The organism is Phenylobacterium sp. (genome assembly GCF_016793225.1).
Classification (GTDB): domain Bacteria; phylum Pseudomonadota; class Alphaproteobacteria; order Caulobacterales; family Caulobacteraceae; genus Phenylobacterium.
Genome location: NZ_JAEUMN010000078.1, coordinates 1 through 16,215, shown reverse-complemented (window position 1 = coordinate 16,215; position 16,215 = coordinate 1). Strand labels below are relative to the sequence as shown.

12 protein-coding genes are annotated in these 16,215 nt (G+C 71.1%); 2 read left to right on the top strand and 10 right to left on the bottom strand.

Translation table 11 applies throughout. The features are described from left to right. Window positions 1-35: 35 nt before the first annotated feature. The 5 genes from metH to JNK30_RS08715 are packed head-to-tail and all read right to left on the bottom strand — an operon-like array spanning window position 36 to window position 6,142. Entirely contained in the window at window positions 36-2,687 is a 2,652-nt protein-coding gene (metH, locus tag JNK30_RS08735) for a methionine synthase (RefSeq protein ID WP_293481686.1), read from the bottom strand. Further along, a complete protein-coding gene (locus JNK30_RS08730) occupies window positions 2,687-3,151 on the bottom strand; it encodes a DUF6882 domain-containing protein (protein ID WP_293481684.1) in 465 nt (154 codons plus the stop codon). The genes metH and JNK30_RS08730 overlap by 1 nt, the downstream gene beginning before the upstream one ends. Beyond that, window positions 3,151-4,224 carry a homocysteine S-methyltransferase family protein gene (locus JNK30_RS08725; RefSeq protein ID WP_293481682.1) on the bottom strand — a complete coding sequence of 358 codons (1,074 nt, stop codon included), beginning with the start codon at window positions 4,222-4,224 and terminating at the stop codon, window positions 3,151-3,153. The genes JNK30_RS08730 and JNK30_RS08725 overlap by 1 nt, the downstream gene beginning before the upstream one ends. Further along, window positions 4,221-5,174, bottom strand: a complete 954-nt coding sequence (metF, locus tag JNK30_RS08720; protein WP_293481680.1) for a methylenetetrahydrofolate reductase [NAD(P)H] — start codon at window positions 5,172-5,174, stop codon at window positions 4,221-4,223. Before metF ends, JNK30_RS08725 begins: the two co-directional genes overlap by 4 nt. Then, the gene (locus tag JNK30_RS08715) at window positions 5,171-6,142 is read right to left on the bottom strand and encodes a metalloregulator ArsR/SmtB family transcription factor (protein WP_293481678.1); all 972 of its coding nucleotides are present in this window, start codon (window positions 6,140-6,142) and stop codon (window positions 5,171-5,173) included. Before JNK30_RS08715 ends, metF begins: the two co-directional genes overlap by 4 nt. Before the next feature lie 86 nt (window positions 6,143-6,228). Here JNK30_RS08715 and JNK30_RS08710 point away from each other — a divergent pair, with 86 nt between their 5' ends. After that, on the top strand, window positions 6,229-6,762 hold the full coding sequence (locus JNK30_RS08710; RefSeq protein ID WP_293481676.1) for a hypothetical protein: 534 nt from the start codon (window positions 6,229-6,231) through the stop codon (window positions 6,760-6,762). Between the two features lie 60 nt (window positions 6,763-6,822). On the opposite strand, the gene JNK30_RS08705 is transcribed toward JNK30_RS08710, so the two are convergent. From JNK30_RS08705 to ettA, 5 genes are all read right to left on the bottom strand, one after another. After that, window positions 6,823-7,425 carry a type 1 glutamine amidotransferase domain-containing protein gene (locus JNK30_RS08705; protein ID WP_293481674.1) on the bottom strand — a complete coding sequence of 201 codons (603 nt, stop codon included), beginning with the start codon at window positions 7,423-7,425 and terminating at the stop codon, window positions 6,823-6,825. Between the two features lie 85 nt (window positions 7,426-7,510). Beyond that, window positions 7,511-8,692, bottom strand: coding sequence for a calcium-binding protein (locus JNK30_RS08700; RefSeq protein WP_293481672.1), 1,182 nt, complete (start codon window positions 8,690-8,692; stop codon window positions 7,511-7,513). Window positions 8,693-8,881: 189 nt separating this feature from the next. After that, entirely contained in the window at window positions 8,882-10,768 is a 1,887-nt protein-coding gene (locus JNK30_RS08695) for a hypothetical protein (protein WP_293481671.1), read from the bottom strand. Window positions 10,769-10,880: 112 nt separating this feature from the next. Beyond that, window positions 10,881-12,056, bottom strand: coding sequence for a calcium-binding protein (locus JNK30_RS08690; RefSeq protein ID WP_293481670.1), 1,176 nt, complete (start codon window positions 12,054-12,056; stop codon window positions 10,881-10,883). Between the two features lie 198 nt (window positions 12,057-12,254). Continuing rightward, window positions 12,255-13,919 (bottom strand): energy-dependent translational throttle protein EttA, encoded by a 1,665-nt coding sequence (ettA, locus tag JNK30_RS08685; protein WP_293481669.1) that lies wholly within the window; start codon window positions 13,917-13,919, stop codon window positions 12,255-12,257. Between the two features lie 185 nt (window positions 13,920-14,104). On the opposite strand from ettA, the gene JNK30_RS08680 reads away from it, so the two are divergent. Then, on the top strand, window positions 14,105-16,015 hold the full coding sequence (locus tag JNK30_RS08680; protein ID WP_293481668.1) for a PAS domain-containing sensor histidine kinase: 1,911 nt from the start codon (window positions 14,105-14,107) through the stop codon (window positions 16,013-16,015). The last annotated feature ends 200 nt before the right edge of the window (window positions 16,016-16,215 follow it).

Below are 16,215 nucleotides of genomic sequence, written 5' to 3'. Positions count from 1 at the left end.
CCGGCCCGCCAGCCTGTTGCGCGATGCCGGCTCCATCAGGCCGGCTCGTAGTTGAGGATCGGGGCCAGCCAGCGCTCGGCCGTGGCCAGGTCCCAGCCCTTGCGCCGGGCGTAGTCGGCGACCTGGTCCTTCTCGATCCGCCCCACGCCGAAGTAGTGCGCTTCGGGGTGGGCGAAGTAGAGGCCGCTCACCGCCGCGGGCGGGTTCATGGCGAAGCTCTCGGTCAGCTCGATCCCCGTGGCCGAGGTCGCGTCCAGCAGCCGGAACAGCGTGGCCTTCTCGGTGTGGTCGGGCTGGGCCGGATAGCCGGGCGCCGGGCGGATGCCGCGGTACTGCTCGGCCACCAGGGCGTCGATGTCGAACGGCTCGTCCGGCGCGTAGCCCCAGAGTTCGGTGCGCACGCGCCGGTGCAGCGCCTCGGCGAAGGCTTCGGCCAGGCGGTCGGCCAGCGCCGTGAACAGGATGGCCGAATAGTCGTCGCCCGCGTCCTTGAACGCCTTGGCCTGGGCCAGCTCGCCGTGGCCGGCGGTGACCGCGAAGCCGCCGATCCAGTCGGGCCGCGTCCCCACCGGGGCGACGAAGTCGGAGAGCGCCACGTTGCGCTGGTCGCCCGACTTCAGCATCTGCTGGCGCAGCGTGTGCAGCCGGGCGAGCTCGGTGCTGCGGCCCTCGTCGGCGTACACCACCACGTCGTCCCCGTCGGCGTTCGCCGGCCAGAAGCCCACCACGCCGCGCGCCTCCAGGAGGCCCTCCTGGACGATGCGGTCCAGCATCCGGCGCGCATCGGCGTAGAGGTCGCTGGCGGCCTTGCCCACCACGTCGTCCTCCAGGATCGCCGGGAAGCGGCCCACCAGCTCCCAGCTCGCGAAGAAGGGCGTCCAGTCGATGTGGCGCACCAGCTCGCCCAGGTCATAGGGCGCGAAGGTCCGCGTTCCCAGGAAGGCCGGCTTCGGCGCGGAATAGGCGCTCCAGTCCGGCGTGAAGGCGTTGTCGCGCGCCTCCTGGATCGTCGCCCGGGCGCGGGCGCCCTGCCCGCGCGCGAACTGCTCGCGCACCTTCTCGTAGTCGGCGGCGGTCTCGGCCAGGAACCGCGACTTCTCGGTGGGCGACAGCAGGTTCGAGACCACGCCCACCGCCCGGCTGGCGTCCAGCACATAGGTGGTCGACCCCGACGGATAGCGCGGCGAGATCTTCACCGCCGTGTGGGTCTTCGAGGTCGTCGCGCCGCCGATCAGCAGCGGCATGGTCATGCCGCGGCGCTCCATCTCGGAGGCCACGAACACCATCTCGTCGAGGCTGGGCGTGATCAGGCCCGAGAGGCCGACGATGTCGACCTTGTGCTTCTCGGCCTCGTCGAGGATGCGGTCGGCCGGGACCATGACGCCCAGGTCGATGACCTCGTAGTTGTTGCACTGCAGGACCACGCCCACGATGTTCTTGCCGATGTCGTGGACGTCGCCCTTGACGGTCGCCATCAGGATGCGGCCCGCCTGCTCGCGCGGCTTGCCCTCCTTCTCGGCCTCCATGAAGGGCATCAGGTAGGCCACGGCCTGCTTCATCACCCGCGCCGACTTCACCACCTGTGGCAGGAACATCTTGCCCGCGCCGAACAGGTCGCCGACGACGTTCATCCCGTCCATCAGCGGGCCTTCGATGACGTGCAGCGGGCGCTCGGCCGCCTGGCGCGCCTCTTCGGTGTCGGCCTCGATGAACTCGGTGATGCCGTGCACCAGGGCGTGGCTGAGCCGCCCCGCCACCGGCTGTTCGCGCCAGGTGAGGTCCGGGCCCTTGGCCTCGGACTTGCCGCCCTTGTACTTCGGCGCCAGCTCGACCAGCCGCTCTGTGTTGCTGACGTCGGGCAGGCGATGCGGACGGTTCAGGATCACGTCCTCCACCGCCTCCCGCAGCTCGGCCGGGATGTCGTCGTAGACCGGCAGGTCGCCGGCGTTGACGATGCCCATGTCCATGCCCGCGGCGATCGCGTGGTACAGGAACACCGAGTGGATCGCGCGCCGCACCGGCTCGTTGCCGCGGAACGAGAAGCTGACGTTCGACACGCCGCCCGAGATCCGCGCGTACGGACACTGCGTCTTGATCCGCCGCGTCGCCTCGATGAAGTCGACCGCGTAGTTGTCGTGCTCCTCGATCCCCGTGGCGACGGCGAAGATGTTGGGGTCGAAGATGATGTCCTCGGGCGGGAAGCCCACCTTCTCGAGCAGGAGGTCGTAGGCCCGCTTGCAGATCTCGACCTTGCGGTCGGCGGTGTCGGCCTGGCCCACCTCGTCGAAGGCCATCACCACCACGGCGGCGCCGTAGCGCAGGCACGCGCGCGCCTGCTCCAGGAACTTGGCCTCGCCCTCCTTGAGGCTGATCGAGTTCACGATCGCCTTGCCCTGGACGCACTTCAGGCCGGCCTCGATGACCTCCCACTTCGAGGAGTCGATCATCACCGGCACGCGGGCGATGTCGGGCTCGGCGGCGACCAGGTTGAGAAACGTCCGCATGGCCGCCACGGAATCGAGCAGGCCCTCGTCCATGTTGACGTCGATGACCTGCGCGCCCGCCTCGACCTGCTGGCGCGCGACGCTCAGCGCCTCGGGATAGTTCCCCTCCGCCACGAGCTTGCGGAATTTCGCCGAGCCGGTGACGTTCGTCCGCTCGCCGACGTTGATGAAGGTGGGGCGCATCAGCTCACAGACTTGAGGGATCGGATCAGGAAGTAGGTGGCGCCGTTCGGGGCCGGCGCCGAGTAGCCGCCCTCCGCCTCCAGCACGCGCGCGGCGATGGCCGTCAGCATCCAGCCCAGGCCGGGCAGGTCGTCGCTCAGCAGCACTTCGGTGGTCAGCTCCTCGATCCCGTTCTGGGCGCCGAAGTCGCGCACCTGCCGCATGGCCGCGACGCTGGAGTCAGGCCATTGGACGTTGGCCCAGCCCCACAGCCAGTTCCGGGCCGAGATCGTGCCCACCACCTGGATGTCGGCGACCACCCGCGGCCCCTCGGCGTCCGAGAACGTCAGCGTGCCTGCGGCGGTGTCGTAGTCGTAGCGCAGCCACGAGCCCAGCCGGTAGGCCTCGTCCATGCGCTGCTGTCGGGACGTGAAGGCGGCGAACGCCTCCTCGCACCAGGCGTCGTACCAGTCTGGCGCTTTCATCAGGCGAGCTCGAAGGGCTCCAGGCCCGCCAGCCGCATGGCCTTCGGGCGTTCCGGCACGGCGCGCGGCTTCAGGCCCCTGACGGCGTCGGCCACGTGGCGGATGTGGTCGGGCGTCGTGCCGCAGCAGCCGCCCAGGATGTTGACCAGCCCGTGCTCGGCCCATTCGTGCAGCTGGTGGCCCGTCTGGTGGGGCTCCTCGTCGTACTCGCCCATGGCGTTCGGCAGCCCGGCGTTCGGATAGGCCGACACCAGCGTGTCCGCCACCCGGGCCAGCTCGGCGATGTGCGGCCGCATCAGGTCGGCGCCCAGGGCGCAGTTCAGGCCGATGGCGAACGGCTTGGCGTGGCGCACCGAGTTCCAGAACGCCTCGACCGTCTGCCCCGACAGCGTCCGGCCCGAGCGGTCGGTGATCGTCCCGGAGATCCAGATCGGCAGCGGCTCGTAGCCCTCGTCCTGCAGGTCCAGGATCGCCTTGATCGCGGCCTTGCAGTTCAGCGTGTCGGTGATCGTCTCCACCAGGAACAGGTCCACGCCGCCCTCGTGCAGCGCGCGCACCTGCTCGGCGTAGGCCTCGTAGACCTGGTCGAAGGTCACCTTGCGCGCGCCCGGGTCGTTCACGTCCGAGCTCATGGACAGCATCACCGGCAGGGGCCCGATCGAGCCCGCTACGAACCGCGGCTTGCCCGGCTCCCTGGTGGTCCAGCGGTCGGCGACCTCGCGGGCGATCCGGGCCCCTTCGAGGTTGATGTCGCGCACCGCGGCCTCCATCCCGTACTCGGCCTGGCCGATCGAGGTGGCCGAGAAGGTGTTGGTCTCCGAGATGTCGGCGCCGGCGGCGAAGTACTGGTCGTGCAGGTCGGCGACGATGTCGGGCCGGGTCACGCACAGGAGGTCGTTGTTGCCCTTCAGCTGCCCCGGCGCGGCCTTGAAGCGCTCGCCGCGGTAGTCGGCCTCGTCCAGGCCGCGCTTCTGGATCATGACGCCCCACGAGCCGTCCAGGATCAGCACCCGCTCCCGGGCGGCGGCCTTCAGGGCCGCGATGCGGTCGGCTCTCGAGCTCGGGGACGTCATGCGGCGGCTTCCTTGGGTTCGGCGGGGGGCGCCTCGCGCACGCCCAGGACCCGGCAGATCGCATAGACCAGGTCGGCGCGGTTCAGCGTGTAGAAGTGGAAGTCGTTGAAGCCCTCCTCGGCGAGGCGGGCGCACATCTCGGACGCCACCGAGGCGGCCACCAGCTTCCGGGTCTCGGGGTCGGCGTCCAGGCCCTCGAAGTGGTTGGCGAGCCAGGCGGGGATCTCCACCCCGATCCGGGCCGACATGTTGGCCAGCCCCTCGAAGCTCGAGACGGGCATGATCCCGGGCAGGATCGGGACCTCGACGCCGGCGCGCCGGATGCGGTCGACGAACCTCAGGTAGCCGTCGATGTCGAAGAAGAAGTTGGTGATCGCGCGCGTGGCGCCGGCGTCCACCTTGGCCTTCAGCACCTCGATGTCGTGCTCGACTGACGGGCTCTCGGGGTGGATCTGCGGATAGACGCCCACGCTGACCTCGAAGTCGGCGATGGCCCGGATCCCCGCCGTCAGCTCGGTGGCGTTCTGGTAGCCGTCCGCCCGCGGCGTGTAGGCGCCGCCGAGCGAGCCGGGCGGATCCCCGCGCAGGGCCACGATGTGGCGGATGCCGGCGTCCCAGTAGTCGCGGATCACCTCGTCCACCTCGGCCCGGCTGGCCTCGACGCACGTCAGGTGCGCGGCGGGCTTCAGCGTCGTCTCCTTCAGGATGCGGACGACCGTGCGGTGCGTGCGCTCGCGGGTGGAGCCGCCGGCGCCGTAGGTCACCGAGACGAACTCGGGGTTCAGGGGCTCGAGCCGGCGGATCGCCTCCCACAGGCTCTCCTCGCTCTTCGGCCCCTTCGGCGGGGAGAACTCGAACGAGACCCGCGGGCGCGGGCCGATGCCGGCGCCGGCGCGCGCCACGGGCCCCAGCGCCGTCCCGTCGGTGCGTCTGCGGTTCGGGATGATCATGCGGCGCTCCGCAGCTGGGTGGGCGCGCGGCGGGCGGCCCAGATCTTCACGGTCAGCCCGTCGGCCCGATTGGGCGGCAGGGCGGTCAGGTCGGCGTTCGGCAGGTCGGCTTCGGCCAGCCAGCGGCCCATCTCTTCGTCGGAAAATCCTAACCGGCGGTGTTGATGCTGCTCGCGGAGGAACTCGTGCTTGTGGGGCGCGAAGTCCACGATGATCAGCTTGCCGCCGGGGGCGACGATGCGGCCCGCCTCCTTCACCGCCGAGGCGGGATCGCCCAGATAGTGGAGCACCTGGTGGACGACCACGAGGTCGGCCGAATGCTCGGGAAGCCGGGTGTCCAGGATGTCGCCGTGGCGCAGCTCGACGTTGGCCAGGCCCGCCTCGGCCACGTTGCGGCGCGCGATGTTCAGCATCTGCTGCGACAGGTCCAGGCCGATCGCCTGCTCGGCCTGCGGCGCCAGCAGGGTCAGCATCCGCCCGGTGCCGCTGCCCAGGTCGACCAGGCGGCGCAGGCGGCCCCGGCCGGCCGCCTTCAGCACCCGCGCCTCGACGTCGGCGTCCGACACGTACAGCGAGCGGATCTCGTCCCAGCGGGCGGCGTTCTCGGCGAAGTAGGCCTGCGCGGCCTCGGCGCGCTCGGCCTGCACGTCGTGCAGCTTGCGCCGGTCGCGCGCCAGGCCCGGATCGTCGGGGTTGACCCGCGCCAGCACCTCGCCGATCACCTCGCGCTGCCGGCCCGAGCCGGTCAGGCGGTAGAACACCCAGGCCCCGTCCGGGAACCGTTCGACCAGCCCGGCCTCGCCCAGCAGCTTCAGGTGCCGGGACACGCGCGGCTGGCTCTGGTCGAGGACGCGGCACAGTTCGAGCACCGCAAGCTCCTCGCGCTCGAGCAGCGCCAGGATGCGCAGCCGGGTCGGCTCGCCCGCGGCGCGGAGCACGTCGACCGTCTGTTTCGCCGAGAGCAGCATCGCACATAAAGATATCTTTATATGTGATCGGGTCAAGCCTTGTCGCGCGCTCGGGCCCGGGCTAGGCGTGGCGGCGGGAGGTCGGGATGCGGCGCATCCTCGTGATCGGCAACTCGGGCGGCGGCAAGTCGACCCTGGCGCGCCGGCTGGGCGCGAAGCTGGGCCTGCCCGTCATCCACCTCGACGTGCTGTTCTGGAAACCGGGCTGGGTCGAAAGCGACGACGCCGAGTTCGAGGCCCGGATCGCAGCCTACCAGCAGGAGGACGCCTGGATCGCCGACGGCAACTTCGGCGGCTCGTGGAGGCTGCGCATGCCCGCCGCCGACACCATCGTCTGGATCGACCAGCCCGTCTGGCTGTGCCTCGTCCGCGCGATCCGGCGCGTCTTCCAGTACCGCGACGGCTCACGGCCCGACATGGCCGAGGGCTGCCGCGAGAAGATCGACCTCAAGTTCTACGGCTTCATCCTGACCTACAACCGCAAGGTCCGCCCGCGCCTGGAGCGCGCCCTCGCCGACCACGGCGCCCACGCCCGCCTCGTGCGCCTGCGCAGCGACCGCGAAATCGAAGCCTTCCTCCAGACCCCGGCTTCGCCGCCCGCGGAACACCGGACGGCATAGATTCCGCGCCACCCCGGCCGAGCGGCCGCGCCGTCACCCGACCTTCGGGCGCGCAGGCTCCTAGATCCGCGCCGCCTCGACGGTGTCGCCGCTCGGCGGCTGGTCGCGGTCCGCGGCGCGGGCTTCGGCGAAGGCCTCGATCATCCGGGCGCAGAACGCCGGCAGGTCGTCGGGCTTGCGGGACGTGACCAGCCCCTGATCCACCACCACCTCCTGGTCCACCCATTCGGCGCCGGCGTTGCGCAGGTCGGTCTTCAGCGACGGCCAGGACGTCACGCGCCGCCCGTCGACGCCGCCGGCGTCGATCAGCGTCCACGGACCGTGGCAGATCGCGGCGATCGGCTTGTCGGCGTCCACGAAGGCCCGGACGAAGGCGATGGCCTCCTCGGAGAGCCGCAGCTGGTCGGGATTGATCACCCCGCCCGGCAGCACCAGCCCGTCGTAGTCCTCGGGGCTGGCCTGCGACAGCCCGCGGTCGACCGCGACCGTCCCGCCCTTGTCGTGATGCCGGTAGCCCTGGATCTCGCCGTCCTTCGGCGAGATGACCTCGGGCAACGCGCCGGCGTCGCGCAGCGCCTCCAGCGGCCGGGTGAGTTCGACCTCTTCGAAGCCGTCGGTCGCGAGGATCGCGATGCGGCAGCCTTCAAGGCGGGTTTCGGCCATGGGGAGTCTCCTGGCGGTTTGGCGGACGGGAGCTTCCTAACCCCGGGGCCGGGAGGCGGTTCCAGACCGCGCCCGGAAGACGCCGTCAGGTCCCGAAGATCCACCCGCTGGGTAGCGACGACAGCGTCACCCCCACCAGCACCATGCGGTTGCCGCCGCCGAAGTCGATGACCGTGTCGGCGTCGATCTGGCTCACGGTGTACGATCCGCCGCCGTCCACCAGCACCCGGTCGCCCTCGCCGGCGTTGAAGTCGGTCACCCGGTCGACGCCCGCCGCGGCGAAGGCGATGAAGATGTCGGCGCCCAGGCCGCCCTCCAGGGTGTCGGTCCCCAGGTCGCCCGCGACGATGTCATTGCCGTCGTCGCCGCGCACCAGGTCGTCGCCCTGCCCGCCGCGCACGGTGTCCGCGCCCAGCCCCCCGCCGATCGAGTCCGAGCCGATGTTGCCGTAGACGATGTCGTTGCCGGCGTCCCCGAACACGATGTCGTCGTCCTTGCCGCCGACCACCCAGTCGTTGCCCTCGCCGCCGTAGAGGCTGTCGCGGCCCATGTTGCCGTTGATGTCGTCGAAGCCGGCGCCGCCCTGGACCACGTCGTCGCCGTCCTCGCCGCGCAGGTAGTTGCGGCCGTCGCCGCCGGCGATGGAGTCGTTGTCGGCGCCGCCGTAGACCTGGTCGTCGCCGAAGCTGCCGAACACCGTGTCGGCGCCCGCGCCCCCGGTGATGCAGTCGTCGCCAGCCCCGCCGTCGTAGCGGTCCGCCCCGGCGCCCAGCGTGCGCACGTCGGCGCCCGAGGACCCCGTCTCCTGCAGGCCGCCGTCAAGCGTGCCCGACATGAAGCTGAAGCGGGTGATGTCCGACTGGCTGGCGCCCACCAGGCGCACCGCGTGCCCGCCGATCTTGGAGAACAGGAACACGTCGTTCCCCACCTTGATCGAGGCGTAGTCGAAGCTGCGGCCATAGGCGGCCAGGGCCTGGTTGTAGGCGCCCTCGTAGGTGTCGTCGACGCCCTGGAACAGCGCCGAGAACCCCGGCGGATTGCCTCCCGCCACCAGAAACCGGTCGGCCGCCGTCCAGTCGGTGATCACGTCCAGGTTGGCGATGCTGGTGAGGCCCGCCACGTCCGAACTGTCCGAGCCCGACAGGCGGTAGATGTCCACGCCCCCGCCGCCCGTCAGCGTGTCGGCGCCCCCGCCGCCCGACATCGTGTCGCCCTCGGCGCCGCCGATCAGCACATCGTTGTCGTTGGTCCCGGTGATCTCAGCCACGGCGAAGCCCCCCTGGGTGCGCTGCGAAGCTGGACAATGCCCCGCACGCCGTCAACCGCGGGTGAACAACCGCCACGACGCCCGGACCCCCGTCATCCGCTTTCCGCGCAGCGGAACACCGGGCCCTTGGACTCCGTCACTCCGGATGAAGCGGGGGCGGCCCGCGGGCCCTCCGGCCGCGCGGGTGGATCAGGCCCCGAAGATCCAGCCGGGCGTGAGGCTCGACATCTGGACGCCGACCAGGACCATCCTCCCGCCGCCCGTCATGTCGATCACCGTGTCGGCTCCGACCTGGGTCACCGTGTACTGCGTGCCCGGATCGAGCTGCACGCGGTCGCCCTCGGCGAGGCTGAAGTCCAGCACGCGGTCGAGGCCGGCGTCGCCGAAGGTGTGGAAGTTGTCGGCGCCCGCCCCGCCGATCACGGTGTCGTCGCCCTTGTCGCCCGACATGTAGTCGGCGCCGTCGCCCCCGAAGATGAGATCGCCGTCCTGGCCGCCGCGGACGATGTCGTTACCGGTCCCGCCCACGCAGGTGTCGTTGCCGAGGTTCCCGTAGACGAGGTCGTCGGCCGCGTCGCCGAACAGGAGGTCGTTGTCCTTGCCGCCGACCACCCAGTCCGCGTCGGCGCCGCCCGAGGCGGTGTCGTTGCCCATGTTCCCGTTGATGTCGTCGAAGCCGTTGAAGCCCACGATGTAGTCGTCGCCTTCGTCGCCTCGCAGATAGCTGGTGGCCGTGTCGAGGTTGATCCCCGGCTGGGCCAGGAAGGCATAGATCTGGTCGTTGCCGAGGCCGCCGAAGATGGTGTCGTTGCCGCTGCTCCCGGCGAGCAGGTCAGCGCCCGCGTAGCCGCGGATCAGGTCCGGGCCCACGAAGCCGCCGAGCCGGTCGCTGCCGGCCAGGATCGTCGAGAAGGCCTCCTGGGTGGCGTTGGTCTGGACCCAGCGCCCGAACTGCGTCGCCGAGATTCCGGGGCTGGCGAACATCTGCGTCGCGAAATCCTCCTGGACGAAGATGATCTGGGTGACCGAGCCGTCGAGGATCTGCGAGTTGGAATCGTACACGAAGCCGGAGCCCACGAGGTCCAGGATCGGGAGGTAGAACTCGCCCGTGAAGATGTCGCCTTCGATGCGCAGGTGGGTCGAGGTGGCGGCGACGATGTCCGCGCCCAGCAGGTTCGAAAGCCGCGCCACGTCCATGTTGCCGCGGATCTCGGCGCTGGTGGAGAAGGCGGCGATCGGGACCGGGGCGGGCAGGGTGGGCGTGGCCGGGACCGCGGCGGTCGGGGAGGTAGGCGTCGTGGGGGGCGTCGTCGGCGGCGGGGCCGTGGGTTCGGCCGGCCCCATCGGCGCGGTGGGAAGCGTCGAGGCCGCGCCCAGGTTCGCGCCCGAGATGTCGTCCAGCCCGCGGCCCGCGAGCAACACCGCATCTTCCGCCGTTCCGCCGTCGCCGGCGGTGTCGATGTAGACGATGACGCCCTGCGGGGTCTGCACCGCGACGTAGCGGGCCCCCGCGGCGATCAGGCCGTTGGCGTGGGTGCGCCCAGCGTCCGGCGCCGAGGTCTCCTGGTAGGCGCCGGCGCTGTTGTTGATCGTGATCCGGTCGTCGCTCGACCAGTCCGAGATGACGTCGGGGCTGGCCGGCGAGCTGTCGCCCTGGTTGACGACGAAGGTGTCGGCGCCGGCCCCGCCCTCGATCGTGTCGGCGCCCCGGCCGCCCTGCAACTGGTCGTCGCCGAAGCCGCCGCGGAGGGAATCGTTCCCCTCGCCGCCCCCGAGGTTGTCTGCGCCGTCCCCGCCGATCGCCAGGTCCCGACCCGCGCCGCCCGTGAAGGCGTCTGCGCCGCCGCCGCCCAGGAACAGGCGCGATCCGTCGCTGAACAGGGCGCCCGTCTGGCCGGTGAAGCCGGCGCCGAACGTCACGGTCATCCCGCCCGAGGTGACGACCGTCTGCCCGCCGCCCGAGAAGATGGTGAGCGAGGCGGCCGTCACCCCGCTCGGAAAGCTCACCGTGTCGGTGGCGGAATTGAAGGCGAGCGCCTGCGCGCCCGTGATCGAGTCGAACGAATAAGCCGCCACTGGAACACCCCCCGGTACTGACGGCCAAGCTGACGTGCACGTTGCGGGCGGTCAACTTCACTCGCCCGGCGCGCGTCAGCGGCCCCCTCGCGGAGGGCGGATCCGGCGACGCTCAGCCCGCCACCAGCCAGCCCTGCGGCAGCGTCGCCATGTTCACGCCGGCGAGCACCACCTGGCCGCCGCCGGCCGTGGCGATCACCGTGTCGTCGCCGTCCTGGTAGACCTCGTACGACACCCCGGCCTCGAGCCGGACGGTGTCGCCTTCGTCGGCGCTGAACCACATGATCCTGTCGCGGCCCTCGCCCCCGGCGAACATGAACGCGTCGGCCCCGAGGCCGCCGTCCATCGTGTCGTTGCCCGCGTCGCCCGACAGCGTGTCGTCGCCGTCGTCCCCGCGCAGGATGTCGCTGTCGTCGCCGCCGTGGATGCTGTCGTCGCCCAGGCCGCCGCCCACCGTGTCCGCGCCGATGTCGCCGAACGCCAGGTCGTCGCCGGCGCCGCCGAAGACCACGTCCTCGTCCTTGCCCCCGCGCACCCAGTCGTTTCCGGCGCCCGCCTCCAGCGTGTCGCGACCCATGTTGCCGTTGATGTCGTCGAACGCCTCGCCGCCGGCCACGGTGTCGTCCCCGGCGTCGCCGCGCAGGTAGTTGCGGCCCTCGCCGCCTTCGATCCGGTCGTCGTCGTCGCCGCCGTAGACGGCGTCGTCGCCCTGGCCGCCCATCAGCGTGTCGGCCCCCGCGGCGCCCAGCACCGTGTCGTCGCCGCCGCCGCCGTCGTACAGGTCGTCCTGGATCGAGAGCGCCTGCGTCTCGCCCGCGCCGCCGCCCTGCTGGGACGGTCCGTCGTCGTCGGCTGCGAAGCTCGCCTCGGTCACGACGTCCGGGTCCACGCCCTGCAGCCTGACCACCGAGGCCGTCGCGCTCGCGAACACGAAGACGTCCGAGCCCACCTTGATCGAGGCGAACGCGAACCCCTCGTCGAACGCCTCCAGCGCGGCGAGGTAGGCCGCCTCGTAGTCGGCCGCGACGCCCGCGAAGAGGGTGTCGGCGTCCGGCGCGCCCGCGCCCACGAACGACAGGCGGTCCGCCGGCTCGAAGTCGGCGACCACGTCGACGCCCTCGATATCGGCCAGTCCGTCGGTGGCCACGCTGTCGCCGTCCCCGACGACGAACAGGTCCTCGCCCGCGCCGCCCTGCAGCAGGTCGCCGCCGGCGCCGCCCCGGATCGTATCGGCCCCCGCGCCGCCCGTCAGGGTGTCCGCATCATCCGTGCCGATGAACTCGGCCATGGTCCCGTCCCCGTCCGCTCGTTCTGAGCCGATGCGACAGGCTGCCGCGGGCGGGCTTTAGGTTTGGTGAATCGGGCCTCTCCACCCCCAGGCGGAATGCTCTCCCCCCTGGGGGAGCTCGCGAAGCGGGAGGAGGCCCGGCCGCAGCGCCTGCGCCCCCTCCACCCCGCGCTCAGGGTCAAGGGCGGCTGCGGCCGCCTACCGGGTGAACTTCTGGAACTTGATGCGGTGGGGGATCAGGCTGTCGGCGCCCAGGCGGCGCTTCTTGTCGTCCTCGTAGGCTTCGAAGTTGCCCTCGAACCACTCCACGTGGCTGTCGCCCTCGAAGGCCAGGATGTGGGTGGCCAGGCGGTCCAGGAACCAGCGGTCGTGGCTGATCACCACCGCGCAGCCCGGGAAGTCCTCCAGCGCCGCCTCCAGCGACTGCAGCGTCTCCACGTCCAGGTCGTTGGTGGGCTCGTCGAGCAGGATGACGTTGCCGCCCGAGGCCAGCGTCTTGGCCAGGTGCACGCGGTTGCGCTCGCCGCCCGAGAGCAGGCCCACCTTCTTCTGCTGGTCGCCGCCCTTGAAGTTGAAGCTGCCGACGTAGGCGCGGCTGGGGATCTCGCGGGTCCCCACCTTCATCACGTCCAGGCCGCCCGAGATCTCCTCCCAGACGTTCTTGTTCGGGTCCAGGCTGTCGCGGCTCTGGTCCACATAGGCCAGCTGCACGGTCTCGCCCAGGCGCACCTTGCCCTCGTCGGGCTGCTCCTGGCCGGTGATGATCTTGAACATGGTCGACTTGCCGGCGCCGTTCGGGCCGATCACGCCGACGATGCCGCCGGGCGGCAGCTTGAAGGTCAGGTCCTTGAACAGCAGCTTGTCGCCGTAGGCCTTCTCCAGGTTCTCCACCTCGATGACCACGTTGCCCAGGCGCGGGCCCGGCGGGATCTGGATCTGGGCGAAGGTCTGCTTCTGCCGCTCGGCCTCGTTCTGCAGCTGCTCGAAGGCGGCCAGGCGGGCCTTGGACTTGCTGCGCCGCGCGCTGGGCGAGGTGTGCACCCAGGCGAGTTCGCGCTCCATGATGCGCTTCTTGCCCGCCTCCTCGCGCTCTTCCTGGGCGACGCGCTTGGCCTTCTGCTCCAGCCAGCTCGAGTAGTTGCCCTCGTAGGGGATGCCCTTGCCGCGATCGAGCTCCAGCGTCCACTTGGTGACCTGGTCCAGGAAGTAGCGGTCGTGGGTGACCAGGATCACGCAGCCCGGGAAGGCCTCCAGGTGATGCTGCAGCCAGGCCACGCTCTCGGCGTCCAGGTGGTTGGTCGGCTCGTCCAGCAGCAGCATGTCGGGCTTCGACAGCAGCAGGCGCGCCAGCGCCACCCGGCGCTTCTCGCCGCCCGACAGCTTGTCCACCGGCCAGTCGTTCGGCGGGCAGCGCAGCGCGTCCATCGCCATCTCGATGCGGCTGTCGATGTCCCAGAGGTCGCCCGCGTCCAGCTTCTCCTGGAGCGCGGTCATCTCCTCCATCAGCTCGTCCGAGTAGTCCTCGCCCAGCTTGTTGGCGACCTCGTTGTACTTGTCGAAGATCTGCTTCTCTTCGCACCAGGCGATGACGTTGCCCCAGACGTCGAGCTTCTCGTCCAGCTGCGGCTCCTGCTCCAGGTAGCCGCGCTTGACGCCGTCGGCGGCCATGGCCTCGCCCGAGAAGTCCTTGTCTATGCCCGCCATGATCTTCAGCAGCGTCGACTTGCCCGAGCCGTTGACGCCGACGACGCCGATCTTGGCGTCGGGATAGAAGCTCAGCCAGATGTTCTCGAATAGCTTCTTCGGGCTTCCGGGATAGGCCTTCGTCAGGCCTTGCATCTGGAATATGTACTGCTGCGCCATGGGGCGTCGGGCTCGCTGAAGGTCTTGTGTGGGAAAGTCGCGGCGGGAGATAGCGAGGCGCCGGCCCCGGCGCAACGCGGAACCGGAACGCCCGTCCCGCGTTGGCCCTGGATCAAGGGCGGGGGGAAGCGTCGGCGGGCCGCGACACAGGGGCGCCGGGCGGCTCGGACTATCGGATGGGTGACGTGCAGGACAGAGACCACGCCGCCCGTCGCCTGATCGACTCGGTCAGCGACCAGGCCATCTACATGCTCGACGTCCAGGGCTGCGTGACCAGCTGGAACCCCGGCGCGGAACGGCTGCTCGGGTACGCCGAGGACGAGATCCGCGGGCGTCATTTCTCCCAGTTCTTCACGCCGCAGGACCGCGCCTCGGGCGCGCCCGGCGAGATCCTCGAGACCGCCGCCCGCGAAGGGCGGGCCGAGGTCGAGGGGTGGCGTCTTCGCAAGGACGGGGCGCGCTTCTGGTCGCTCGGCACGCTGCACGCGGTCCGCGGCGAGACGGGGGCCCTCGTGGGCTACGCCAAGGTGAGCCGCGACGTGACCGCGCGGCGCGAGGCCGAGGAGCGCCTGGCCGCCAGCGAGCGGCAGTTCCGCACCCTGGTCTCGGGCGTCGTCGACTACGCCATCTTCATGCTGGATCCGGGCGGGGTCGTCGCCAACTGGAACACCGGCGCCCAGCATATCAAGGGCTACTCGGCCGACGAGATCGTCGGCCGGCACTTCTCCACGTTCTACACGGACGAGGACCGGGCCGCGGGCGTCCCCGCCCGGGCCCTCAGGACCGCCGCGGACCAGGGCCGCTACGAGGCCGAGGGCTGGCGGCAGCGCAAGGACGGCAGCCTCTTCTGGGCCTCGGTGATCATCGATGCGATCCGCGAGGAGAACGGCGCCCTGATCGGGTTCGCCAAGATCACGCGCGACATCACCGAGAAGCGGCAGGCGCAACTCGAACTCCAGCGGGCCCACGACCAGCTGGCGCAGAGCCAGAAGATGGAGGCCCTGGGCAAGCTGACCGGCGGCGTCGCCCACGACTTCAACAACCTGCTCATGGTGGTCGCGGGCCAGGCGCAGCTGCTGCGTCGCAAGGTCGGCGACGATCCCCGGGCGCTGCGGGCCCTGGACGCCATCGAGGCGGCCGCCCGCCGGGGCGAGGACCTGACGCGGCACCTCCTCACCTTCTCGCGCCGGCAGCGCCTGACGCCCACCGCCACCTCGCTCAGCGAGCGCGCGCCCGGCATGCGCGACCTGATCGCCGCCAGCCTGCCGAACACCATCCGCCTCGACGTGCGGCTGCCCGACACGCTGTGGCCGGTGACGGTCGATCCCAGCGAATTCGAGCTGGCGGTGCTGAACCTGGCGGTCAACGCCCGCGACGCAATGGCCGAGGGCGGCCGGCTCACCCTCACCGCCGAGAACCGCACCTGCGACGGCCGCGGGCCCGACGCGCTCGAGGGCGACTTCGTGGCGCTCACGGTGGCCGACACCGGCGCCGGCATCGCCCCCGACATCCTGCCGAAGATCTTCGACCCGTTCTTCACCACCAAGCCGCCGGACAAGGGCACGGGGCTCGGCCTCTCGCAGGTCTTCGGCTTCGCGCGCCAGTCGGGGGGCCTCGTCACCGTGGAGAGCGAGCTCGGCCGGGGCGCGCGGTTCACGCTCTACCTGCCGCGCGCCGGGGGTCCGCCGCAGCCGCGGGTCGACGACGAACCCACGCCGCACCTCGGCAGCGCCCGCATCCTGCTCGTGGAGGACAACCCCGAGGTGGCCGACGTGGCCGCGCGGATGCTGGAGGAGCTCGGCCACGAGGTCCGCCTCACCGGCAGCGGCGCCGCGGGGCTGCAGGCGCTCGAGACGGGCGAGCCCATCGACCTGGTCTTCAGCGACATCGTCATGGCGGGCGAAATCGACGGCCTCGACATGGCCCGGCGACTGCGCCACGCCCGCCCCGGCCTGCCCGTGCTGCTGGCCACGGGCTACTCCGAGGCCGCCGAGCGGATCGGCGACGAGTTCCCCATCCTGCGCAAGCCCTACCGCCTGCCGGAGCTCAACCGCGCCCTGGCCAAGCTCCTCGCCCCCCGCGCGCCGCCCTGCTGACCCTCCGCCGTTCCAGATGAAGCGCGGCGCGCCGCCCGCGGGCCGCACCCCACCTAGGGCGCGTATGGGTCCCGGTCTTCGCCTGCGGCGAAACCGGGATGACAGCCGTGGGGACATGATGCTCCCCCCCTGGGGGAGCTCGCGAAGCGAGAGGGGGCTCCTTCACCCCGCTCCCAACCCCAACCCCCTGTCATCCCGGT

Bases quoted from the DNA above. Each gene is read 5' to 3' on its own strand.
- metH (WP_293481686.1), bottom strand. From the start codon at position 2,687: ATGCGCCCCACCTTCATCAACGTCGGCGAGCGGACGAACGTCACCGGC.
- JNK30_RS08730 (WP_293481684.1), bottom strand. From the start codon at position 3,151: ATGAAAGCGCCAGACTGGTACGACGCCTGGTGCGAGGAGGCGTTCGCC.
- JNK30_RS08725 (WP_293481682.1), bottom strand. From the start codon at position 4,224: ATGACGTCCCCGAGCTCGAGAGCCGACCGCATCGCGGCCCTGAAGGCC.
- metF (WP_293481680.1), bottom strand. From the start codon at position 5,174: ATGATCATCCCGAACCGCAGACGCACCGACGGGACGGCGCTGGGGCCC.
- JNK30_RS08715 (WP_293481678.1), bottom strand. From the start codon at position 6,142: ATGCTGCTCTCGGCGAAACAGACGGTCGACGTGCTCCGCGCCGCGGGC.
- JNK30_RS08710 (WP_293481676.1), top strand. From the start codon at position 6,229: ATGCGGCGCATCCTCGTGATCGGCAACTCGGGCGGCGGCAAGTCGACC.
- JNK30_RS08705 (WP_293481674.1), bottom strand. From the start codon at position 7,425: ATGGCCGAAACCCGCCTTGAAGGCTGCCGCATCGCGATCCTCGCGACC.
- JNK30_RS08690 (WP_293481670.1), bottom strand. From the start codon at position 12,056: ATGGCCGAGTTCATCGGCACGGATGATGCGGACACCCTGACGGGCGGC.
- ettA (WP_293481669.1), bottom strand. From the start codon at position 13,919: ATGGCGCAGCAGTACATATTCCAGATGCAAGGCCTGACGAAGGCCTAT.